General features: G+C 35.6%; 25 protein-coding genes. 6 read left to right on the top strand and 19 right to left on the bottom strand.

Going from position 1 to position 23,596, the window contains the following annotated elements; genetic code table 11:
* Positions 1-160: 160 nt before the first annotated feature.
* Complete coding sequence (locus QW060_RS05850) at positions 161-334, bottom strand: hypothetical protein (protein WP_290362712.1); 174 nt, start codon at positions 332-334, stop codon at positions 161-163.
* Between the two features lie 231 nt (positions 335-565).
* Positions 566-1,876 carry a site-specific integrase gene (locus QW060_RS05845; RefSeq protein ID WP_290362711.1) on the bottom strand — a complete coding sequence of 437 codons (1,311 nt, stop codon included), beginning with the start codon at positions 1,874-1,876 and terminating at the stop codon, positions 566-568.
* A 441-nt stretch (positions 1,877-2,317) separates the two neighbouring features.
* Between QW060_RS05845 and QW060_RS05840 the strand changes: the two genes are divergently transcribed.
* The gene (locus QW060_RS05840; protein WP_290362710.1) at positions 2,318-5,449 is read left to right on the top strand and encodes an Ig-like domain-containing protein; all 3,132 of its coding nucleotides are present in this window, start codon (positions 2,318-2,320) and stop codon (positions 5,447-5,449) included.
* Positions 5,450-5,468: 19 nt separating this feature from the next.
* On the opposite strand, the gene QW060_RS05835 is transcribed toward QW060_RS05840, so the two are convergent.
* The 4 genes from QW060_RS05835 to QW060_RS05820 all read right to left on the bottom strand — a co-directional run bounded on the left by QW060_RS05835 (position 5,469) and on the right by QW060_RS05820 (position 7,926).
* Complete coding sequence (locus tag QW060_RS05835) at positions 5,469-6,059, bottom strand: Crp/Fnr family transcriptional regulator (protein ID WP_290364704.1); 591 nt, start codon at positions 6,057-6,059, stop codon at positions 5,469-5,471.
* A 138-nt stretch (positions 6,060-6,197) separates the two neighbouring features.
* Positions 6,198-6,989: a subclass B1 metallo-beta-lactamase gene (gene bla, locus QW060_RS05830; RefSeq protein ID WP_397385833.1), complete on the bottom strand. Its 792-nt coding sequence runs from the start codon at positions 6,987-6,989 to the stop codon at positions 6,198-6,200.
* A gap of 79 nt (positions 6,990-7,068) precedes the next feature.
* A complete protein-coding gene (locus tag QW060_RS05825) occupies positions 7,069-7,542 on the bottom strand; it encodes a GNAT family N-acetyltransferase (protein WP_290362709.1) in 474 nt (157 codons plus the stop codon).
* An 18-nt stretch (positions 7,543-7,560) separates the two neighbouring features.
* Complete coding sequence (locus QW060_RS05820; protein ID WP_317623167.1) at positions 7,561-7,926, bottom strand: OsmC family protein; 366 nt, start codon at positions 7,924-7,926, stop codon at positions 7,561-7,563.
* Positions 7,927-7,956: 30 nt separating this feature from the next.
* On the opposite strand from QW060_RS05820, the gene QW060_RS28020 reads away from it, so the two are divergent.
* Positions 7,957-8,094, top strand: coding sequence for a hypothetical protein (locus QW060_RS28020; protein WP_317623166.1), 138 nt, complete (start codon positions 7,957-7,959; stop codon positions 8,092-8,094).
* On the opposite strand, the gene QW060_RS05815 is transcribed toward QW060_RS28020, so the two are convergent.
* From QW060_RS05815 to QW060_RS05800, 4 genes are all read right to left on the bottom strand, one after another.
* Positions 8,091-8,849 (bottom strand): methyltransferase domain-containing protein, encoded by a 759-nt coding sequence (locus tag QW060_RS05815; RefSeq protein ID WP_290362708.1) that lies wholly within the window; start codon positions 8,847-8,849, stop codon positions 8,091-8,093. The two genes, QW060_RS28020 and QW060_RS05815, sit on opposite strands and share 4 nt — an antisense overlap.
* 135 nt (positions 8,850-8,984) lie before the next feature.
* A complete protein-coding gene (locus QW060_RS05810) occupies positions 8,985-9,665 on the bottom strand; it encodes a hypothetical protein (RefSeq protein ID WP_290362707.1) in 681 nt (226 codons plus the stop codon).
* A gap of 62 nt (positions 9,666-9,727) precedes the next feature.
* Complete coding sequence (locus QW060_RS05805; RefSeq protein WP_290362706.1) at positions 9,728-10,687, bottom strand: YeiH family protein; 960 nt, start codon at positions 10,685-10,687, stop codon at positions 9,728-9,730.
* Between the two features lie 68 nt (positions 10,688-10,755).
* Complete coding sequence (locus QW060_RS05800) at positions 10,756-11,652, bottom strand: LysR family transcriptional regulator (RefSeq protein WP_290362705.1); 897 nt, start codon at positions 11,650-11,652, stop codon at positions 10,756-10,758.
* Positions 11,653-11,823: 171 nt separating this feature from the next.
* Between QW060_RS05800 and QW060_RS05795 the strand changes: the two genes are divergently transcribed.
* Complete coding sequence (locus QW060_RS05795) at positions 11,824-12,387, top strand: hypothetical protein (RefSeq protein ID WP_290362704.1); 564 nt, start codon at positions 11,824-11,826, stop codon at positions 12,385-12,387.
* A 60-nt stretch (positions 12,388-12,447) separates the two neighbouring features.
* On the opposite strand, the gene QW060_RS05790 is transcribed toward QW060_RS05795, so the two are convergent.
* Together QW060_RS05790 and QW060_RS05785 are read right to left on the bottom strand one after the other, a co-directional pair.
* Positions 12,448-12,957 (bottom strand): phosphate ABC transporter permease, encoded by a 510-nt coding sequence (locus QW060_RS05790; protein ID WP_290362703.1) that lies wholly within the window; start codon positions 12,955-12,957, stop codon positions 12,448-12,450.
* Positions 12,958-13,041: 84 nt separating this feature from the next.
* Positions 13,042-13,665, bottom strand: a complete 624-nt coding sequence (locus QW060_RS05785; protein ID WP_290362702.1) for a chloramphenicol acetyltransferase — start codon at positions 13,663-13,665, stop codon at positions 13,042-13,044.
* A gap of 147 nt (positions 13,666-13,812) precedes the next feature.
* Between QW060_RS05785 and QW060_RS05780 the strand changes: the two genes are divergently transcribed.
* Positions 13,813-14,394 carry a Crp/Fnr family transcriptional regulator gene (locus tag QW060_RS05780; RefSeq protein WP_397385828.1) on the top strand — a complete coding sequence of 194 codons (582 nt, stop codon included), beginning with the start codon at positions 13,813-13,815 and terminating at the stop codon, positions 14,392-14,394.
* 71 nt (positions 14,395-14,465) lie between these two features.
* On the opposite strand, the gene QW060_RS05775 is transcribed toward QW060_RS05780, so the two are convergent.
* The 4 genes from QW060_RS05775 to QW060_RS05760 all read right to left on the bottom strand — a co-directional run bounded on the left by QW060_RS05775 (position 14,466) and on the right by QW060_RS05760 (position 16,914).
* The gene (locus QW060_RS05775) at positions 14,466-14,636 is read right to left on the bottom strand and encodes a hypothetical protein (protein WP_290362701.1); all 171 of its coding nucleotides are present in this window, start codon (positions 14,634-14,636) and stop codon (positions 14,466-14,468) included.
* A 238-nt stretch (positions 14,637-14,874) separates the two neighbouring features.
* Positions 14,875-16,059, bottom strand: a complete 1,185-nt coding sequence (locus QW060_RS05770; RefSeq protein WP_290362700.1) for a calcium:proton antiporter — start codon at positions 16,057-16,059, stop codon at positions 14,875-14,877.
* Positions 16,060-16,140: 81 nt separating this feature from the next.
* Entirely contained in the window at positions 16,141-16,701 is a 561-nt protein-coding gene (locus tag QW060_RS05765) for a Crp/Fnr family transcriptional regulator (RefSeq protein ID WP_290362699.1), read from the bottom strand.
* Between the two features lie 54 nt (positions 16,702-16,755).
* The gene (locus QW060_RS05760; protein ID WP_290362698.1) at positions 16,756-16,914 is read right to left on the bottom strand and encodes a hypothetical protein; all 159 of its coding nucleotides are present in this window, start codon (positions 16,912-16,914) and stop codon (positions 16,756-16,758) included.
* 46 nt (positions 16,915-16,960) lie between these two features.
* On the opposite strand from QW060_RS05760, the gene QW060_RS05755 reads away from it, so the two are divergent.
* Both QW060_RS05755 and QW060_RS05750 read left to right on the top strand, forming a co-directional pair.
* On the top strand, positions 16,961-18,118 hold the full coding sequence (locus QW060_RS05755; protein ID WP_290362697.1) for an aspartyl protease family protein: 1,158 nt from the start codon (positions 16,961-16,963) through the stop codon (positions 18,116-18,118).
* 79 nt (positions 18,119-18,197) lie between these two features.
* Entirely contained in the window at positions 18,198-18,704 is a 507-nt protein-coding gene (locus QW060_RS05750) for a pyridoxamine 5'-phosphate oxidase family protein (protein WP_290362696.1), read from the top strand.
* Positions 18,705-19,001: 297 nt separating this feature from the next.
* Here QW060_RS05750 and bshA read toward each other — a convergent pair whose 3' ends face one another.
* The 3 genes from bshA to QW060_RS05735 are packed head-to-tail and all read right to left on the bottom strand — an operon-like array spanning position 19,002 to position 23,576.
* On the bottom strand, positions 19,002-20,126 hold the full coding sequence (bshA, locus tag QW060_RS05745; RefSeq protein ID WP_290362695.1) for an N-acetyl-alpha-D-glucosaminyl L-malate synthase BshA: 1,125 nt from the start codon (positions 20,124-20,126) through the stop codon (positions 19,002-19,004).
* Between the two features lie 34 nt (positions 20,127-20,160).
* Positions 20,161-20,616: a DUF1801 domain-containing protein gene (locus tag QW060_RS05740; protein ID WP_290362694.1), complete on the bottom strand. Its 456-nt coding sequence runs from the start codon at positions 20,614-20,616 to the stop codon at positions 20,161-20,163.
* Complete coding sequence (locus QW060_RS05735) at positions 20,613-23,576, bottom strand: glycoside hydrolase family 3 N-terminal domain-containing protein (protein ID WP_290362693.1); 2,964 nt, start codon at positions 23,574-23,576, stop codon at positions 20,613-20,615. The genes QW060_RS05740 and QW060_RS05735 overlap by 4 nt, the downstream gene beginning before the upstream one ends.
* Positions 23,577-23,596 lie beyond the last annotated feature (20 nt).

The following is a 23,596-nucleotide window of genomic DNA, read 5'->3' as shown; positions in this document are numbered from 1 at the left end:
TTTTCCATTTCCAATGCTGATATTTTTCATTTCTGACATTTTTTTTATTCGTGTAAAGAGCCGGAGTATGCTTTGTTTCGTTTCACGAGCATAAAAGGTTAGTGTTTAGCGGCAGCAAGGTTTTGTCAAAAAAATACGACCCGCATGGGTGGAGATTATTTTACAAACCCAAAGGGTACGACCTTGCTGTTGCGTTAAGAACACTGAAATACCTTTGCTCTTGAAATGGGACAAAAACAGCATACCGGTTCTTGGAAAAAAAATAATGTGGAAGCCAGTGGGAAAGGCATTGAGCAAATGGCTGATAGGATGACAATACAGGCACTACCTGCATGAATTTTTAAACTGTTTTTTAATTTGCGGCTCTTAAGAGCCATCTTAAAAGAGAGAAGGAAAAACAAGGTTTGGGAAGTAGACAGGCGTTTTGCAATCTGTCTTTTCAAGAATATCTAATAAAGCTCTTTTATGACAGGATATAGGGAGGGGTAAATGTGCTTTATGGATTTATAGGGGCATAAAAAAAGCAGGATTATCAAATCCTGCTCTCCAAATTAATGTTGTAATGTTAAGTAACGAGTTCCAATTCTTCTTCATCAATCATTAAATCTTGCTGTAAAGGAATATCCGGTTCCATTGTAATAAATGCAGATTCCATAGCTGCAAATTTTGGTGAAACCAAATCCATGTCTTTACTAATTTTCTGGCTCGTTATCTTTGCGTAAATCTGTGTGGTAGCAATATTTTTATGCCCCATCATCTTACTAAGACTTTCAAGCGGTACTCCCTCTGTTAGAAACATGGTAGCGAATGTATGACGTGCCGTATGGAACGTTACTTTTTGTTCCGTTACAATCTCAGCTTCCTCCATCAGTTTACCTACATAGTTATTGCATGTAGCGTTGGAAGGAACTGGAAATATAAAATCATTTCGAGTAACACCCCTGTACTTTTCAATGATCCGTTTTGGAATTTCCATTAAACGAACATTTGATGCAACGTCTGATTTCTTTCTTCGGCTGATAATCCACTGATGGCCGTCAAAGAAAGATTGAATATTGCTCCATTTCAGTTTTTTAACGTCAATATAAGACAAGCCTGTAAAGCAACTGAAAATAAACAGGTCCTTAACAAGTTCATATTTTGGCTTGGATGGTTTTAAGAACAATAATGTTTCCACGGCTTCTTTCAAAAGAAAGCTGCGGTCAGTTTCTTCCATACTGATCTCGTAATCCTCAAATGGATTTTGACGTATCAATCCTTTTTTGATAGCCAGGTCAGCTAAAGCGATAACAGGCATTGTATAAACCCATACCGTATTGTGCGTACATTCTTTATCGATACGAAGGAAAAAATCAAACTCCCTTATAAAATCGGATGTAAGTTCACGAAAAGCCATATCATCCCGATGATACCTTGCCTTTATAAATTCAGTCAAATGGTTGAAAACAATTTTGTATTTGTAATAAGTGTTTGGTGATCGTTTACCTTTTGCCACCATCTTCTCAAAATCTTCATTTTGTTCTTTGAAAACTTTGAGCACCGCATCATCCATCACGCCTACACCAAGAAAGGATAGCTTTACTTTCTGCGAAGTCGCAAAGCCCTCGTCTTTTAGCATATCATCATAAATCTTATTGATACGCACACGTATTTTATCCAGTTTCTGGTTAGTATTGAGTGCTGTTGCACTCTTGCCCTGAACACGACCGTGTTTTAAATCCCAGGCATTGGGGTCGATTTCTAGTTTAGTACCAAAAGTTTTTGGTGTTCCATCAATAGTAATACGTCCCATCACCGGAACATTACCATTCTTTTTCGGTTCGTTTTTCTTCAAGTAAAACAATAGCTTGAAGGTGGATCTTTTCACTGTCTCCATAACTCAAATTTTAATGTTTAAAATTAAATTTCAATGAGTTACAAGGAAAGATAAAAAAGAGTGCAAAAGACTGAATTATAACCTATTAAATCTAAAGTTGCAATTCAAAACAGGTAATGATTTAGTAACCTAACCGTGTCATTTTAAGACCAAAACCTGTTGTACACTAACTTCCAATCGAGGACCATCAATTTATAAACTACTGCAGAGCAACGGTTTTAACCGTTTTGCCTATTTTTGCTTTTTACTAATCTTTTTTTAGAAAAAAATTAAACTGGTTTAAGATAATAGAATATTAAAAAAAATTCACAAAAACAGTTTAAAATACATATTAATCAATATTTTTTTTACTCATATAAGAAGTAATCAAACAATTTTTAATGGTTTTAACTATTTATAATATTAAATAATTATTTTTGTCAGCCCGAATACTACCCAAAGATGAAAACAATATTTACAGCATTTATTATAAGCCTATTCTTATTATCCCCATTTTATGCAACTGCACAAACCAACCCGAGAATTACACACATCTATACAGATTATAATGGTTTCTGGTCTTCCGGTGAAGGGGCTATTAACGCCATACGTCCTGACAACTCTCATAACCTGTTAGGATTTCGATTCAATGGTATAACCTATGCAACGGGAGTTGACAATACAAAACTGGTAGCAAGAGGTATTGGTTTTGTAAATACAAATTTTCAGGCTTTCCCGGTCAAAGATATTCCTTTAAAAGATGGTTCTTCTCTGTTTTTTGGTTTTGGACAAATGTATGACGGAATCAATAATGTAACAGCCTTTCCTCCACCTTTTTCACTTCCCGGACAAATTTCTCATATCTTAAAACGCGGGAAAAACGGATTGGATCTCGGAACAGCCGTAACCAATATTCCATCTACTTCTCAGGCACTGACATTTGTATTCAGAGCTATTTTTGACCCGAATCAGATTGGTGATGGTGTTCCGGATATTCTGGTTACTCAGGTAGCACAGCCCAATTCTAATTTTGACGAAGTATATTTTGAAGATATAAACGGAAATCTGATCGGAAATAAAGTCCTTATCAATTTCAACGAAAATGCTCTGGCACCAGCTGTAGGTTCCTGGAATGTAGATTTTTTTAATCCGATCGCAGGTACCGAAGGAATAAAAAACACGTTTCGTGATATACGGTTGTGGGCAAGAGATGCCAGCGCATTTGGTATCAATATGCAAAATTATAAACAAGTGTATCAATTGCGTTATAAACTGGCTGGTTCGAGTGATCCGGCTTTTCTTGCTTATAATACGGCTTTTATAAAAATTCTGGCCGCTTACGGAGATGAAGTACAGACAAATGTAGATGAAAGTGTCAGCATTCCCTATCTGGCTAATGATATATATCAACCCGGGACAATTATAAATACCAATATTGTCACCAATCCCACACACGGAACTGTCAGCATCAATGCTAACAACACCTTTACGTATACTCCGAATCCTAATTATACAGGTACAGATTCTTTTATATATGAAATTTGTGATCCGAATGGTACCTGTGATCAGGCAACTGTTAATATTGTCATCGGTTTAGCCGATTTGAGTATCACGAAAACAGTAGATAAAGTTACTCCTCAAACAGGCGAAAATGTTGTATTTACTCTAAGAGTAAAAAATCTTGGTCCTCAAAATGCTACAGCAGTAACACTCAATGATCTGATGCCGTCCGGATTTACTTATATAAGCCATAGTCCATCAAGTGCTGCCTATCTGAATGAAACCGGAAATCTATTTATCTCTAATATGCCCAATCAGGGTGAGTATCAACTACAGATTACTGCCCGTGTGAATGACAGTGGTAATTATTTGAATACCGCTGGTGTAATTGGAGCCAAATATGATCCTAATACGGATAATAATACAGCGTCCGTTCAGGTTAAACCAATGCCGAAAGCCACCATATCGGGTGGTGGAGCCGTTTGTACAGGAACCCCTCTTCCGGATGTAATTTTCAAAAATTACGGACAGGCTCCCTGGACGCTTTCTTATAGTTATAACGGTACTGCTACCACAGTGACCAACCTTACCTCTCCTACTTATACTATTACAAATGCGGCAGTAGGAACGTATAGTTTAATAAAAATCACGGACGCCAATGGAGTGTCTGCTAACTTATCAGGATCTGTTTCTGTAGCTCAGGTATCTGTTCCCCAAGTTAAAATCACACAGCCTACCTGTTCCAATCCAAAAGGAAGTTTAGAAGTAATATCGCCTTTAGGTACAGATTATGAGTATCAATTACAAACTACAACATCTGGTAATACGCAATCCGGAAGCTTTCAGCCATCACCGTTATTCAGCAATCTGACTGCGGGTAACAGTGTTCAATACAGAATTGTCGTGCGTTTGAAAAATCTGATTACTTGTAGCAGTAATTCCATGAGTATGAGTATTCCGGAATTGGTACAGGCACAAATAAGTGTCAGCGATGTAATATGTAATAACGGCGTAAGTATTGCCGCCAATAGTGTTGATCAGACATCAGGAAATACTTATCTATGGACCCTAACAGGCGGAACGTTTTCAACTCCAGCTACGAATGCTACGGTTGGTTTTCTTCCTAATGCAAATACTGCACAAGTGACCCTACATCTGAAATTAACCTCATCTACGGGCTGTATTTCTGAAGTAACAAAACTGATAACCGTATCACAGCCAAGTCTCGGAGGTTCTATCAACAGTAATAAAGATCTTATATGTCCCGGACAAAATATCACGCTTAATCTTACCAATCAAAGAGGAAAGATCATCAGCTGGCAGCAAAAAACCATCAACGGCAGTATATGGACAGAGATTCCGCATCAGGGAACAAGTTATACCACACCTGCCTTACAAAACAGTATGCAGTACCGCGCGGTAGTTGGAAACAATCCTTGTTCAACGGCTTTTTCTACTGTTTATACAGTAGCTGTTGTGGAAGATTTTGTGATCAACGAAAGTTTAACCGATGGCACCTATTGTTTACATACTTCAGTAAACGCACTTTCCATAGACAATGGTGTTGCTGAAAAAGGCTATACGTACCAGTGGTATGTCAGTGAGTATGATATCAACATAGGTGGAACTCCGGTCGTGGGTGCAACAGATGCTTTTTTTACACCATCTGGTGACGAAGCCGGTATTAGATATTATTATGTGGTAAAAACACGTGAATGCCTCAGTAAACCTTCCAATCCGGCACAAATTGTTATTAAAGAACTCATACAGGCGAACGCAGGACCTGATCAATCATTAAATAAAAGGTATTTTACCCTATCCGCTAATATCGGTTCTGATCATGAAGGCCGATGGGAAGTGGTTTCTGTACTACGGGACACCATAGCTTTGGACAACAGTTCAGTAATCATTGACGACAGTAACAATCCACAGACAACCGTCACGACCTTGTCTAACAGTATTACAACATTGCGCTGGACACTGGACAACGGAAGCTGTACATCATCTGATGAAGTCATTCTTATTTCGAGAACTTTGCCTGCACAAACCAATCCGATCCTTTTAAATCAGGCTCAAAAAAATATAAAACGCTAAATATATTAACCTCCTATCATCACCGCTTTTTCTTAGAAATCAGCGGTGATTTTTTTCTTATTTCACTCAAATATTCTGGTGTAAATCCTAAAAAAGAGGCTACCAGATATTGGGGTATACGCTGTATAAATTCAGGATAATTTTGAATGAAATGAAAATACAATTCTTCTCTTGAAAAATCATACAGATATTTAATTCTCATTTGTGAAGCGGCAAAAGCCCTTTGATAAATATAGCGAAAATAACGCTCTATTTTAGGATGTTTCATCAACAGTTTTTCCTGTGAATGATAATCAATAGAGAGTACTATAGAAGACTCTACCGCCTGAATGGCAAATGGTGAAAGCAGCTGTCTTTCATAAGCAATATGATCTGTAATCCACCAATTTTCAATAGCAAATTCTGTTGTCTGTTCTACTCCTCTGTCGTTTATAAAAAACTTTCTAAGACAGCCACTGATTACGAAATAATGCTTTTTACAAATGGTGTCTGCTATCTGTAGATTTTGCTTTTTTGAAACCTTTTCATATTCAAAGAATGCAAGAATTTCTGTAAATTCCCCATCCTCCAAAACGATAAATTTTTCCAGATGATTTCTAAACGTATCCATGATTGTTATGTAAACCTGTTTCAAAAATACGATAATATGTGAGAAGAAATGCTGCCTTAATAACTCGAAATAGTCTCTGAATACTATTCTATTTTTTTCTTAAAATAAAAAAACGGTTCTCAAAAACCGTTTTAACCTCTATTTAAATAATTCTATGGTATAATCAAATAATTCAGGACCTGCCGTTTTCCCATGTCCCGGGATAATAATCTGCGTTTCCGGAAAGCGGTTTCTAACTTTTTCTACAGTAGCTGCCCAATCTTTTTCGTTTGCATCTTCCAGATTTCCTTTTCCTGCTCCCTGCTCTTTGATAAGACAACCGCCAAACAAAACTTTATCATCCGGGAAATAACCTACTATATTATCTTTTGTATGACCTTCACCAAAAAATCCTGCATATACCTTCTTGTTACCTACTTTTAGTTCCAAAGTATCTTGAAACCCGTTAAAAGGTACATCAAACGGACTGTTCTGTTCTTTTAAGAAAGCAATAGTACGCTCCTGAGCATAAGAGGGAATTTTTGCCTGATGAAATTCTTTTAATCCGGCTACACAATCGGCATGAAAATGAGTCGCAATAACAGCATTCACTTTATAATGCTGTTTATTTACTAAAAAATCAAGGAGTTCCTTTGAACTTATTGAATCAGCGGGCGTATCAAAAACAACTGCTTCCCCATTATCGATCACAATCATACCGTTACACGGAACTCTTCCAAAACTATCGGTATTTAAAAAAGAATTGTGTTCATATACCTGATTTGAAATTTTGCGAATGGTAAGATCATCAGATGTGTACACAACAGAATCTGTTGCATTTTGTTGTTCCGCTTCCGGTGTCGAAACATTTTCAATTTTTACAACCCGTTCGTTACAAGCGGAAAAAAATAAGCTACCCATACATAAAGCAGTAATAAAACAAATACGCATACTAAATACTTTTTATAAAATTAAGTTGTGATCATCATGCAAAAATAAAACGATGGAGACAATTACAAAAAATAGAAACCTATAATTCTGTTTTTAACAAAATCATATCACGCAATACATTACCATTCTCAATTATCGGTTCGGGATAATTGTCCGTGTAAAAATTTTTTCTGACGTCAAACTCTTTAAATCCGTTTTTCCTGTAAAAATTTAACTGGCGAAATCCACTGTCAGAAGTTCCTACAATCAGATATTGATACTGCTGTTCTCTTGCTATTTCCTTTATCTTATCCATCAGATATTTTCCAATGCCTTTATTTTGTAACGTTTCTGAAACAGCTATATTTTTTATTTCAACAGTTTTCTCATCAATCTTATATAAGGCGGCAACTGCGAATGGCTGTATGTTATCTGTTTGCCGTAACAAATAAACATCACAATCGGTTATATAGGCATTAATGGCTTCAATTGTCTCATCTGCCAATAATAATAAATCATACGGTATTTCTTTTTCAGAAGTACATTTATACAGCTGATATTTTGTGTCATCCATGACGTTTCTTTCTATTTTTTAGTTCTTTGCAGCTTGAGTATTGTTATGGAATACGGGTTCATGTTTAACCGGGAAATTGACCGAATTGGCAATGAAACAGAGTTCACGGGATTTTTTATGCAGTTCCGATAACTGTTGCTGATCCTGTTGATTTTGTACCGTAACATGAGGTCTTAAAGTAACTTCTACAAATCTGCCACTCCCGGTTTGTGTTTCTTCCATAATACCGGTTGGATGATCAGTATACGCTGTAACGATAATTCCTTTATCTGAACAAAGGTGTAAAAACCACAACATGTGACAGCTTGCGAGCGAAGCCAGTAAAAGTTCTTCGGGATTATAGCGGGTATTATCTCCTCTGAATGCCGGATCTGCAGAAAGCATTATGTCCGGTTTTCCGTCTATTTTTACAGTATGGCTCCTTTCATAACTCTTCTAACCCGCAGTTCCTGTACCGACATTCCCGGTCCATTCAATACAAAGATTATAGAAATGCTGCTTATTCATTTATCTTTTTTATTTAATAATACTTTATCCGACTGTGTAAATTAAAACCGGGCATATAATATAATTCGTTTAAAGGCATATACAGCAGGCATTTTGGGAAAAGCTGCCGCTATTCTTCTTTTAAATTCTTGTGTCAGGCTATATTGAAGCTCCTCATCCAGGCGCTCCATATAGGGAATCAATGCAGAACCTGAAATGAATTCATATAATTCATCTGAAGTCTGGGCAATAATAGGATATACTTTTTCGTATATCTGAAAATTTTTACCGCCCTTCTCAAAAAATAATGTAGTGTAGTGCTCAATCGGTAAAACCGGAGAAAGCCTTTTCCAGTTATGGAGGGCCTCGCTGTAGGGTTTTTCCTGTACCAACTGCAATAATATTTTATTGAGAATGTTTTCTGTCTGTGAAGGCATCTGTACAGCCAATTGTCCGTTGGGAGCCAATAAAGAAATAAGTTCTGAAAATAGTTTATCATGATCATCAGCCCATTGCAAAGCAGCGTTGGAAAATATTACATCCCATTTCTGTTTTTCACTTACTTGTTTTTCAATGCTTTTCTGTTCAAAAGAAAGATTAGTACGCTCAGGTGCCTTTGCAAGCATTTCTGCTGATGTATCAATTCCTAAAACAGTAGCATCTTCAAAAGTTTCAGCAAGAAATTTCGTTAGCTCTCCTGTTCCGCATCCCAGATCAATTATTTTCTGATGAGGTCCTTTTTCTATATGGCTTACCAAATCATAATAAGGTTGATATCGTTCTGATTTGAACTTGTCATAGGTGTCAGGATTCCATGCCATACTTGTATAGTTTATTTAGGTATTTAAAAATGAAAAGCGCAATACATACTGCGCATTGCCTACTAAATTAAAACATTTTGCCTCATAACTTCTTAAAATAATATTAAGATCAGCCGTAGTTGGATTTTATAACCGCTAAAATTCGGGCGGATCAAAGTTTTTATAACGCATATAGATATCTTCCGGATTCAGGGTATCTGTGCTGATAAGAATACTATTACCTTTTTTATCTGTTTTATATACAGTCCGATGGCTGTCATTATGAACGCTTGCAATCTCTTTGAGTTGATTTCCTTCCAAAATAAGAAATACGGTTGATGATCCGCCATGTACTAAAAAGGCATCAATACAATTTAACTCTTTATTATAAGCCATATTCGGATATTCCTCAGAATTTTGAATCGGAATCAAAACATCTTTTGCCGGATCATAAATAAGCAGCCTGCGAATTTCATTGGCACCTCTGGCAGCTACATTTGAGACATACGTAATATCATTATACCCGTCATTATTGAAATCGCTTATCTGCGGATCTATATCTGTAATAAGATCTTTAGCAAACTGAAACCGATTTTTAAGAAGCCAGTTTTTACCTTCTCTGCTGTAAAAAGAGAGTATTACTTCACAGGCATCTTCATTTCTTATTTTTGAAATTTCAATTTTATTTTTTCCTTTTCTTCCGATAGTAAGACTGTCCGAAAAAAAATCTTCTATCTGTTGTGTTTGCCGTTCTTTTACAAAAAAAGCAATCAAATCTCTGTTCCAGGTCAATAGATAAACCAATAATATCGATAAAGAAGATAAAAAGTATTTCATGCAAGATTAGACTTCTATTTCAAAGATAAGTATAATTGATTACAACATTACTCTTTTATTCATTACTGCCCTACTATTACCAAAAGACTGGCTGCTGCAATAAAAAACCACAATACAAGGGCAAACAGTAAGGGCTTAACTCCAACCGTTCTGATAACTTTAAAAGAAAGTCCTGCACCAATCAGAAATAAGGTAAGCATGAGTCCTGCCTTCGCCAAAGACACCAAGTACAGACTCAACGTTTGAATCATCGGTACATACGTATTAAGACATATAGCAATAACAAAACAACCGATAAACCAGGGTATTTTGATATTAGCTTCTTTGTTTTTAAATAACAATACAGAAAAAAAAGAAAGCGGAATAATCCAAAGAGCACGTGCGAGTTTTACGGTTGTAGCAATCTGCAATGCTTCTGTACCATATTTACTGCCGGCTCCTACAACAGAACTGGTGTCATGTATGGCAATCGCACTCCACAGACCAAACTGATGTTGTGATAAATGCAACCAATGCCCTATCAAAGGAAACAAAATTAGAGCAGCTGCATTTAGAATAAATACTGCAGCAAGAGCTACCGATATCTGTCCGGGTTTGGCTTTGATAACAGGTGCAACTGCAGCTATAGCACTTCCTCCGCAAATGGCTGTTCCTGCTGCTATCAGATAAGCCGTGATTCGTTCTATTTTGAATAACCGCATTAATATAAACCCTAACAGCAGCACGGCTATTATACTCAAAACCGTAAAAATAAAGCCTTCTTTTCCCGCTTTTAAAGCACTGTCCATATTCATTCCAAAACCTAAACCCACTACAGAAAACTGCAGTAAAAGCTGTGTAAGTTTTTTTGTACGAATTTCATAAGGATTGCCGATGGATATGGCTGTAAAAAAACCAAGAACTAAAGCTAAAGGAGCTGAAAAAAAAGGAAGCAAACAACTTATTCCTAATAGAATAAAGAACGCTCTTTGCACCTTTGGATGCTTTTTAATGTATTGCTGTAAAGAGATAACTGTTTTCATTTCTTAACCAATTGAGATATAAAATTGATTAAAAACCGATTACTGAAGAAATCAAAAAAGAACATGAGCTATAACTTGAAGTTATAACGTTGTGCAAAATTGAGAAACAAGGCAGTAAGACTGTTGTGTGCTCCCAATAACTGAATAAATTGAAAATCGCGTTCGATAGATAATTTTTTTACATCAATAATGGTAAGCGTATTATTTCTTAATTCCTGTAATACAGAGTGTATAGAAAGCAATGCCATGGCATCTGAATGCAATAAATACAGTTTAATACTCTCCGTATTTCCCAACTGCATTTCTACTTGCAGTTCATTTATTTTTATCCCAACCGATTTAAGAGCAAATGACAGGGTTTCCAATGTACCTGACCCGGGTTCTCTGAGCAATAAAGGAATACTTTTTAAATCTTCTGCTTTGAGCATGTTCTTCTGTGCCAATGGATGAGCCGCTTTGGCAACGAGCACAATTTCATCTTTTAAAAATGGAGTGTAATGAAACAAAGAGCTTTTAGAGGAACCTTCAATCAAACCAATATCAATTTTTTTCTGTTCCAGTAATTGTTCAATCATTTCGGTATTATGTATGGTCAGCTCAATTTTGATGTCTTTAAATTTTCCATGAAATTCAGCCAGTACAGGTGGTAATACATACTGGGCAATGGTGGTACTGGCTCCGATACGCAACAAACCTTTATACTGCTTGCTGAGCTGGGCTATTTCGAATTCCATATTGCGGTAAATACCAAAAAGCTGTTCAGTATATTTCAGCAATACATTACCCGAAGCTGTAAGACTTATCTTAGTCCCGTTCCGATCAAACAGCTGTGTACCTAACTGATGTTCAATCTCTTGAAAATGTTTAGTAACTGCTGGCTGGGTAATATGTAATTCACGGGCTGCTCTTGTAAAATTGAGTCTTTTGGCAACGGTATCAAAAACTTTTAATCGGAAGTCAAACATTTTTTGAAATTATAAGGATAATATCAAAGTTAATCATTTCCTTTTCGATTTTCAGTTGTTCTCTAAATCAAAATCTTCTGATCCATTCTCAGCTCAAAAATAAAAACCATATTAAATACCGCTTTTAATAAAAATGTTATAAATTAACTTAAAAATTGTAACCCTTTTATTATGAAAAAATATTTCTTTATCAGCACATTGCTGTTGACAGGCCTGCTGTCTTATGCTCAAAACAAACACATTATCGAAGCGGATAATTTATCAGAATCTCAATTAACCACAATAGATAAGATGGCTTCTAAAGATGGTTGGGTACTCATCAAATATAAGGGAGAAAATTACATCCGTAATTTTTCAAATTCTGACTATATCCTTTCCTTATCTGTTCATTGTTCTGATACCTCTAAAAAACCGGGGTATCTGATCGAATATTCCGATCGTTATGGAGACGGAGAAATGGGAGGTCTCGATTTTTCGAGTGCCACTTCACAATATCATGCAAAAGTGGTTTTTTATCTCGATGGAAAAAGTTATGAAAATCCGTTTGCTTCCGGTAAAAACAAGAATATGAAACCATTCTTCGAAAATTTAAAGAAAGCGAAAAAACTTAGAATAGATTTTTTTGATGCAGAATTTAATCCTGAAACAGCGAAAGAAGAACTAAAAATAAACCGGTCAATAGAATTTAAAACCGCAAATGCCGAACTTTTAGATCAGGCTGTTAATTGCTCCTGATGCTTCAAAATTATACCTCCTTTAAAAATACAGTAAAGGAGGTATACTTTAAGTTTTGCTTCATTGCTTAATTTTTTCCATTTCAAAGAGTCCGTAGTGTAACATTACACCAAATATCCCTGTTTTGCTTTCAAAAGATCCTTCATCGCTAAAACGGATCTTACTATTGGGTTGTGTCTGACACAGAAAAAAATGATCGGCATATATACATTCCATACATCCTTTCTTATGCAACTCACTCCAGCCAAACTCTGTATACTCATCATCTTCTTCATTAAATAAAAACGTTCTTGCTTCAGTTTGTTCGTTTTGATTTTCAGCATCAATTATGAGCCAGCGTTCTGCATTCGTTTTGTATTTAGAAGGTAAATCTTCTGGTACTGCATCTGACGCCTTTTGTATGATTATTTTTTTTGCATCAAAGTCGTCAAGCTTTGAATCGTCGTAAGGCTTCAAAAGATAATGTCCGCTCCAGATATCATTGCCTTGATTTTTAAGCGAGTCCGGTAGTTGAGCCAAAGCATGTTGAAAAATAAAAAAGGTACACGTGATCCGTAATAGCTGTTTCATTCCCTATGGTTTTAAAGTAAAAGTACTCCTTTTTTATGGGTTTTAGAAACTCTTAAAAAGAAGCTGCTACCATCAAAAGAGTACTTACTGATTTAAAAGCTCCTGAAATCTGTCAATAAAAAGGCCTACATGGTATCCGTCCATTAATCCATGATGACCGTGAACAGAAACCGCCATTGTTTTATTTCCATTTTCTTCCATCATTTTTCCAAATGAAATTTTCGGACAGCTGTCCGGAAAAGTAAAGCTTCTCGCATGAGACAAAGAAGTAAAGTTGAGCCACGGAATAGCTGAAAAATGAATGACATTTTCACCCGAAACAGCAGGAATCAATCCTTTTGTTTGCTGCACTTCTGTAATCACTTGCTTTGCATTGGCGAAAAAATCTTCTTGCTCATCTTTATAATTCATATATGAAAAGCCAAAAGTACCGTCCGGACGGTTAATAGTCGGCGAAGCATGCACTTCATCAAAAAGGTAAACTTTTCCATCGATGATCCTGTATCGAAAGTTTTCTGTTTCATTCGCAGCTTTTAGTGCCTGATACAGATAATACAGGAAAAAGGAATATTGGTGTTCTTTAGCCAGTTGGTATGCTTTTGTGCAGTTTACGGATACTGTAACGCCAAAAAAAGGTTCCTGAAATTGACTGAAAAAGTGAAAATGGTCTTTTCTTTCCCATGTTTCAATGTTTATTTGTTGTTTCATTTTTATTAATTTTGATTGTTGAACATCTATAATCTCGGAGATAGAAAATGATTGATTGTAACAAAAAGCATTATTTTACCTCTCCTGATTACTTTTGTATTTTTCAGCTGCAAAATTGAACACAACCCATAATAAAAAAAAGGACATTTGTCCCAACCCGATTATATGCTTCGCACCAATACTCCTTTTTTAGCGTATATAGAACGTCTTTATGAACTACAAGCCCGTAAAGAAGCTATTATATTAAAAGATTTTTCAAAGCACTCTTTTGTACTACAGCAGGGAACAACTGCTCATGCTGTATTGTTTATTAAACAGGGTATTATTAAATGTTTTATGAATGAGGAAAATGGAAAAGAATATATTGTAGAATTTTTAGGAAAAGGCGAAGTGGTAGGTGAAATTGAATTTCTGAAAAACATTCCGTGTCTGTGTACGATTGAAGCACTGACTGAGGTGACGGCGTATAGCATTTCTCTTCCGTATTTTAAAGAATTAATAGAAAAAGATCCGCTTTTTAGCCGGCTTTTACTGGATGCTTTTGCAGAACGGATTATCAATACCAGCAGTCGCGCTTCTTACCAGCAATTGCATACAGTGGAACATAGTTATTCCAAACTTATGGAATTACAGTCCCGACAGAATGTTGCTATTTCAAAAGAAGATATGGCAGCCTATCTGGGCATTACGATACGCACATTGAACCGGGTGGCTAAAAATTTTAAATAAAATATAAAAATCCCTTAGTATTAAAACACCAGATTAGTGTTACTAATATATAGTAAAGAAAATCATCCTTTTTATTTTTTACTTTTAATACTCTTTATTGTCGTAAGAAGAATATCGACAATTAGTAAAACTAATAATAAAATGTATAGTACTATTTTTTCTATATCCGTTTCTTCATTCGGATGAAAATATACTATTAGAAAAAAGACTGCAATTATTTTGTATACTACCTGTTTGTACATCGTTAGCTATTTTATAGATTAAAAATTGAGTAATCAGTATCAGGGATAATTTTTTTCTGAAAAAAAGAACCATTACAGGCTATTAAAGATAAAAATACATATAAGAATATATAATAATATCATGAGAGATTAGATATATTCACAATTTTAAGAAATTAAATACTATCTTCCAAGTATATTAAACAAAAAATTTAAAATTATTCTATAAATAGAATATAGCAAAAAGCTCAACTCTTTTTTAAGGATTAAAAACGAGTAATATAAATACGGCAAACAATACTAAATGCATGATTCCGATTACCGGACTGGTACGCTTTCCTAAAAAAGTCATCAGGCTTAATAAAAGCGTGATACAAAAAAGAATCATTTCAGTGGCAGTCAGTCCAAATAAAACCGTTTTTCCGGTTATCAGTCCGATAATAAGAACAGCGGGTACTGTAAGACCAACTGTTGAGACAAAAGCTCCGTGACAAAGATTGATGGTACGTTGAAATTCGTTATTGAGAGCTGCTTTTACTGCTGTCATTGATTCAGGAGTAAATACGATAATAGCAATCAGTACACCGCCTAATAAAGGAGGTAAATTCATTGCCTTAATACCAAAATCAACCACAACAGCCATATTATGAGAGAGCAACACGATAGGCAAAATCATGGCCATCAATACCAGTGAGCGGATCCACACTTCCTTTTTATTATTATTTTCTTCCGGAAGAACACTACTATCCGGAACCGCTGAGTTTCTTTCGGCAAAAGGAATTTCCATATATCCTGTTTTTGGCTGTATATACAAATGCCGGTATCCTTTCATTTGCAAATACAGAAAAGAACCATATAATACCATGATAAAAGCAGAGAGTGCTACAGCCTGAGTATTACTAAACATCCCCTCACCTGCTCCTTCAATAAAATTTGGCAGAAGCAAGCCAATGCCACCAAGCATAATGATCATACCTAAATAGGACATGGTTCCGGGAGCATTATATTCCTGCTCTCCGAATTTCAGGGCTCCGGTCAAAATACAAAGTCCGATTACCAGATTCATAATAATCATCATTACAGAAAAAATAGAATCTTTTCCGATCGTGGGATTTTCCCCTGGTCCAAGCAATACCGCTGCGATCAAAATAACTTCTATAGCAACAATAGATAAAGTGAGTATGAGCGTTCCGTAAGGCTCGCCCAGTTTATGTGCAAGTTCATCAGCTTCTTTTACCACTCCGAACGCTGATAAAATAATAGTACCTAACAAAACTGCAAAAAGAAAAAATGCTGTAACCGATGACATATTGCTGGTTAAGGATGATCCGAATAGGATAAACACCAAAACAACCAGCCAGGCAACAGCCATTCTGATACGGGTTTTAGGTGGAATAATCTCAGATAGGGTTAACGGTTTCTTTAGATTCTCTTTTATCATCATGCTTTGTTTTTGTTATACTCATAAACACTACAAAAATATTGAGAATACAGGATACAGTATTTATCCTATGATAAAAACGTATTACTTTTCTTTGCGGATGCGACTCAGACTTACCTGTGTCATTCCCAGATAAGAAGCGATGTACATGAGTGGTATTCGCTGAATAAATCCCGGAGAATCTTTCATTAATTTATCATAACGCTCTTTCGCAGACAATAATTCTGAAGAAATCACTCTGCTTTCAATTTTAAGCAATTCCTTTTCAGCCAGTTTTCTTCCCCAATTGGCGATATGAATATCCCGGTTGTAAAGTTCGAATAATTTTTTTATCTCTAATTTATAGAGTTCACAATCTTCCAAAAGCTCTATATTTTCGTATCCCTTTTGATTTTCAACATAGCTTTTCATGGATAAAACAGTTTCGCCTTCCTGTATAAAGCAAAAGGTAATATCCTTCAATTCTCTTGGTGCAAAGGCTCTTACAATTCCTTTTTTAATAAAATACAGCACTTTTTCTACGCGATCTGCCTGCATCAGAATATGCCCTTTGGGGTATTGTTCTTCTGTGATGCACTCCATTAATTCCTTTTTAGAAGCAACAGGTAATGTATATATCTGATCCAGTATCTGTTCTAATATCATTCTGATTATGGTTGTCTTTTATCCGCTAAATTATGAAAAAACTTGATACGGATACTATAGTCTTTTTGAGGTTAAAACGTTATTGGATAATAAAATATCCAGAATTTGCACAAACATGACTGTATTTTTATTTACCAATAAACAATAAAAATTATTAATCTGAGGTTTTCTATGTAAAAGTAATAATAAGTTGCCAATACATTTTTGAGGCATAAAAAATTATTATCTTCGAAACACCAATATTTATTCATCATATCTTATGAAAATTAACCTGTCGCTTGTATTGCTTTTAAACCTTAGTTATGGTTTTTCACAACAACAAATCCCAGTATTGAAGTCGAATACATCACAAGTAAAAATTATTGAAAACGGAGAACTAATAACAGATTGGAATCTGGATCCGGGATTGGATCCGGATATTTATACTACCGGAAAAAACTATAATTCCAGAACGATAAAGATGGTTACCGATATCGATTCTGTTGAAGTGAATTTGAAATATAATGAAACGTTTGATGTAGCAGTCCTGTTTGAAGACCATTTATACAATACAAGATTTCAAAGCCCCGAGCTAAAAAATTATTCCTCCGTTATACCCACTCAGCAGCATACTATTCCTTTTACACTAAGTGTTGATAACAACATACAGGTTACGTCACTACTTAATAATAAGGATAGTATTCCCATGTTATTTGATTCAGGTGCTTCGGGCTTTTATCTTTTGAAAACAGCCATAAAAAAATACCTGAATCCGACCAATAAAAAAATAACGATGAAAGATATCAGTGATAACCATTTTACAATTACGGATCTTGAATGGGATCATGAGCAGATATATCCTTTGGAAACAACAGGATATTGTTGTGAAGGCATGTTTGGATGGACAGCTTTTGACGGTAAAGTGGTAGCAATAGATTATGACACCAATGTGATGACGGTTTATACCAAACGACCTGAAATCAGCACTGACTATGAAGCATTTGCCATAGAATATATGAAAGAACATTTTTGTATTAATGTAGAAATAGCATCCGGGGATAAAAAATACAGCGGTCGGTTTTTATTCGATACGGGCTACCAAAGAACGGCTATGTTAGATCCGGAGATGATCAGTAAAACCGGATTTCCGATTGATGCGCAACCCGTTATTCAAGAAACAATTATGTATAATTCGCGCAATGAAGCAATACCTGTAAAAACAGTAGCTACAGAACAACTTATTTTTGGCAGATATGTTCTGGAAAATGTTCCGGCACAAATCAACAATTATAACAAACCGGCAGGCTACAGTACCAATCTGTTGGGAAATGAAGTTTTAAAACGCTTTAATATAATTTTGGATTTTCAAAACCATGTGGTTTACCTGAAACCCAATCATCTGTTTCATGAAAAATATGCAGAAACCACAAAAAGTTAAGTTATTTATACGTTAAAATCAAAGCTGTTTTGCCCCTGATTTCTTATATTTAATAAATGAATCAGAAAATTTACAAGTTATGAGTACAGAAAATTTACAACACAAAGAAGCAGTCGAAAAGTTTAAGCAAATGATTGATAGTATCGACATTGGTATGCTATCTACTTTTCCAAAAGATCAGGAATATCCGCATAGTATTCCGATGAGTCGTCAGGAGGTAGATGATGAAGGTAATATCTGGTTTTTGTTTTCTTCCGAAAGCGAAACGCATCAACATCTACTAAAAAATGACAAGGTAACTTTAACTTTTGCCCATGTAGGAGATTATCAGTTCTTAAGCGTAAACGCAACAGCCGAAATTTCAAAAGATCAGGCAAGAATTGATAAGTACTGGAATAAATTTATTGAAGCCTGGTTTGAAAAAGGAAAAGAAGATCCTCGTATCCGGGTTCTGAAAGTTATCCCTAATGAAGCCTATTATTGGGATAATAAAACCAATAAGTTAATGACATTGCTTAAAGTTGCTACCAGCGCGGTTACAGGCAAAAAAATGGATATTGGCAGAGAAGGAGAGCTCGACCTCTAACGATGCATTTTTAGAACAAAATACAAACAGCTATAACCACAAAGTTATAGCTGTTTATGTTTATCATCCTTTTTCATTTTCTGTTTGACATATACAAAGAAAGTATATACCACATACACAAGAAGCACTAATATCAAAATATTAAAAATTTGCCACAACAAAAGAGAATAACTCATATTTAAACAGATTAGTTGATTATATTTTCACTACTAAATGCTAAAATACAAATTTATCATTAAAAACAAAAATGCCTTACCATAGCTATGATAATGCATTCTTTATAATATGAAAAAGGTATTATATGTTTAACGCTTTTTGATATAAAGCTTCGTATGCCGGTACAATTTTCTCTACGCTGAAAGCTTTGGAATGTTCAATAGCATTAGCTTTGAATTGGCTGAGTACATCATCATCAGTCAATACCTTTAATGCATTATTAACCATATCATCTATATCTCCGATGTTACTTAAATAACCTGTAACTCCTTCGACATTAACTTCCGGAAGTCCTCCTGAATTGGAAGAAATAACCGGTACACCACACGCCATTGCTTCTAAAGCCGCTAATCCGAAACTTTCTGTTTCAGACGGTAAAAGAAATAAATCTGAATAGCGCAGGATACTATCTACTTCATTGCTGTTTCCAAAAAAGATAATTTTATCTGATATTCCCAGTTCTTCTGCTAATTTCTCTGCATCTCTTTTTTCCGGTCCGTCTCCCACCATCATTAATTTTGCAGGTATTTTTTTCTGAATACCATCGAATACTTTTATAATATCCTGTATTCTCTTTACTTTTCTGAAATTACTGATGTGTGTAATAATACGTTCATCATCATTAGCGAATAAAAGTCGTTTACAGGTCACAGATACAAAACCATTAAGCTTTTCTTCTATAAAATTAGGAATGACGTGAATCTCTTTTTTTACATCAAATAACTCATACGTAGATTTTTTCAAATCTTCTGAAACAGATGTTACATAATCCGATTTATTGATACTGAAACTAACCGCTGTTTTATAATTCGGATGGTTACCTACCAGGGTTATATCAGTACCATGAAGAGTGGTAACCATAGGTAAACGGATTCCCATATCTTCAAGCATCTTTTTTGCCATATAACCTGCAAAAGCATGCGGGATAGCATAATGAACGTGTAAAATATCTATTTCATATAGTTTTACCATATCAACAATTTTACTCGAAAGCGCCAGTTCGTATGGCTGATAATGAAATAAAGGGTAATCAGGTACGTTTACTTCATGGTAAAATATATTCGGATTCAGCAATGCCAATCTTACCGGCTGGCTATAGGTGATAAAATGTACTTCATGTCCTCTCTGAGCAAGAGAGACACCTAATTCAGTGGCAACTACTCCGCTTCCTCCGAAAGTGGGATAACAAACAATGGCTATCTTCATTGGGTTTTCTATAATTAATTAAGACTCCTTGATTTTATTTTTTGTGTAACATCAGGTTATGTTCATATTTTTCAATCCATTGTTGTACCGTCATTTTTTCCAGAAGTTCTCCAAGGAGTTGAAATGGAATATGCTCTGTTTTTTTGAAACGGATACAGCTTTTACCCATATCGAGTTTGGTTTTACAGTGGTCCGGATAAGCAGCTACAAACCATTCCATTAGTTCTTGATCTGCATAAAGTCCCATATGATAAAGACTTATAAAGTTTTTCTGTGATGCAAGAGAAACAAAGGGCAATGCCTGTTTCGGATTGCAGTGATAGCCTGGTGCATACAGACTGTGAGGTACTACAAAATGAATAAATTTTGCATCTGCCCTGCATTCAAAACCTTCCGGAAGATGTGTTTTAAGTATTTGGTATAACTGTATGATCGCATCCTGTCTTTCTTGCGGTACCTGGTCTAAAAATTCACGAATAGGCTCTATCATTGTTGAATAGCATCATAGATTATTTGTTGTATATCTTCTCTTGTATTGGCTTTAGACAATTTGTTATCATCAGCGTTTGGATACGTTCTGTTAGACAGAAAAACATATACAAGATTGTACTCCGGATCTACCCATGTCATGGTTCCGGTAAAGCCGGTATGACCAAAACTGTTTTTTGACGCACAACCACACGTAGGGCCGCTGGATCCTAATTGTGGCTTATCAAATCCTGCTCCTCTTCTGTTACCGTTAGAACAATAATAACAGGTATTAAAATCTTTCAGTGTCTTTTCAGATAAAATACGCTGTCCGTTATAGATCCCTCCGTTCAGATAAAACTGCATCATCTTAAAAACATCTACAGCATTTCCGAAAACCCCGGCATGACCACCTACACCACCAAACATTGCTGCTCCCATATCATGTACATATCCCTGTATTTTTGTATGTCTGTAATAAGTATCCAGTTCCGTTGGCGCAATAAGATGCATGTCCATCTTTTGTAACGGATTATAGGTGAGATTGGTTTGAATTTTTTTATAAAAAGTATCTTCTACCAAAACATCTAATGGTTTGTTGTATTTAGACTCAACGATTTCTTTGAGTAAAATGAAATTCAAATCGCTATACTTATAGGTTTTAGGCCCAAGTTTTGATTCTTTTATACGATCCAGAATAATATCCTGATAGCCTTTTTTCAAATACAGATTTTCACTTACCTGAATGGGAAATTCTTTTGAATAGGTCATTCGGTACAAACTTTTAGAAGGATAACCGTTTTCCAACGTTTCTTTGTAAAATGGGATCCATGCCACCAAACCGGATTGATGTGTAAGAATTTCTTTTAACGTTATTTTTGCTTTATCCGTATTCTTAAAGCGTGGCAATAAATCACCGAGTGTACTGTTAAAGTTTATTTTTCCTTCATCATACAGCTTCATTACCATCGGCAGCGTGCCTAAAATTTTTGACAATGAAGCCAAATCATAAACTGTTTCATTGGTTACCGGAGCTTTATCATCATAGCTTAATGTACCATAGGCTTTCTGATAGATAATTTTACCATTACGGGCTACCAATACCTGTATACCCGGTGTGTATTCTCTGTCGATAGCAGATTGTGCCAAACGGTCAATTTCTTTCAGCTTAGCACCATTCATCTTTTCCTTTTCAGGAGTTGAATATAAATCTGCTGAAACCGGTGCAGAATTGTTGACTACTTCTATTGCTTCTTCAGGAGCAACCGTTACAAGTTTCTCTCTGGTAAAATTTCCTCTCGGGGCCTTATTGGGTGTCGCTTTTAAAAGAACACCATCTCCCACTTGATATGACTTATTGATGGTTACAGGTAGTTTTCCTTTTGAAGGCAAATCTCCGAAAATGATCTGAGTAGCTACTTTTTGTGCAAAGTCATTATTTTGATAAGCCAGTACTACGCTTTTTAAATCGTCAAAAAAGGTAATGGCACTCAAAGCATACGGTTTTGTAAACGCTACTAAAGTGGTATTATGGTTCTGGGCAATGTTCTGTAATAAATTGAGCTCAATTGTTGTAAAATCGTGCTTTTTCCATGCCCCATCTGCTTTATGAAACCCAACAATTACATGATCATAAGCATCAAGGATTGTGGAATCATCTACTGTTGTAGAAAAAAACACATCTACATTGGCATACTTTTTCAATTCGTCAACAAAGGTATTATTGACATCATCCCCCAATTTTACGTAAGCAATTTTAGATCGGGTATCTAACGGCAGTTCCTGACGTTCGTTTTTTATTACGGTAACCAAATTTTCATACAACTTGTTATTGAGTACATCATATCGAACCGAATTCAGATCGTTGTAAAGATTGGCGTAATCAATAGGTTTGTATTTATTAAGTCCTGCTTTATATTTATATGCTAAAATCTTTTTAACAGAATATTCGAGACGGTTGTCATCAAACTTACCGTTTTGATAGGCTTCAACAAATTTCTGAATTGCCAGAGGTACATTTTCAGAAAACAACATTACATCATTACCCGCAAGAAAAGCAGCAAGATCTACCTCTCCGGCTCCTTTGTAAGTAGAAGCTGCTTTCATATTCAAAGCATCGGTAAAAATAAGTCCTTCAAACTCCAGATCTTCTTTAAGAATTTTAGTAATGGTATTATACGATAAGGAAGTAGGGACCCCCTTTTGTGGTTCAAAAGCAGGAACATCCAGATGCGCTACCATAATACTTGCCAAACCATTCTGAATGAGTTTTTTATACGGGTATAATTCTATATCGTATAATCGCTTTTTAGAAAAGTCAAGATAAGGCAGTGAATGATGAGAATCTGTAGAAGTATCTCCATGGCCCGGAAAATGCTTTGCTGTTGCAAATACATTCTGAGATTGTAATCCTTTCATGACTGCCAGAGCTCTTTCGGCTACGATCTCACGTGTCTCTCCGAATGATCGGTTTCCAATGATCGGATTAGCCGCATTGTTATTGATATCTACTACAGGACCAAATGTAAAATGTACCCCCATTCTATTGGCTTGTTCTGCCATTTGTACTCCCATCTGTTCCAATAATTTCATATCCTGAACTGCTCCTAAAGACATATTCCAAGGATAACGGTAAGTAGAATCTAAACGCATGCTTAGGCCCCACTCTGCATCGATCCCTACAAATAAAGGCAATTTAGACGCATTTTGAAGTTTATTGGTGATTTTAGCCTGACGACCGGGACCGCCCTGAAAAAAGATAACACCGCCGATTCTCTGATTCTGAACCAGGCTCATCAATTCATTTACATGACTTTCTGTTTTATTGGAATAAGCAGCTACCATAAAAAGCTGCCCTATTTTTTCTTCAAGAGTCATCTCATCATATACTCTGTTTACCCAAGCCTCTTCAACAGAAATGTTTCTCTTTTGGGCATACATAGTTTGAGCACATACGATAAGAAGTAAAATAAATAATCTCATAGCATTTTTTTGAAATAAAA

It is taken from the genome of Paenimyroides ceti, from assembly GCF_030409925.1.
The sequence above is the reverse complement of the archived record's forward strand: the minus strand, read 5'-3'. Positions and strand labels throughout refer to the sequence as shown.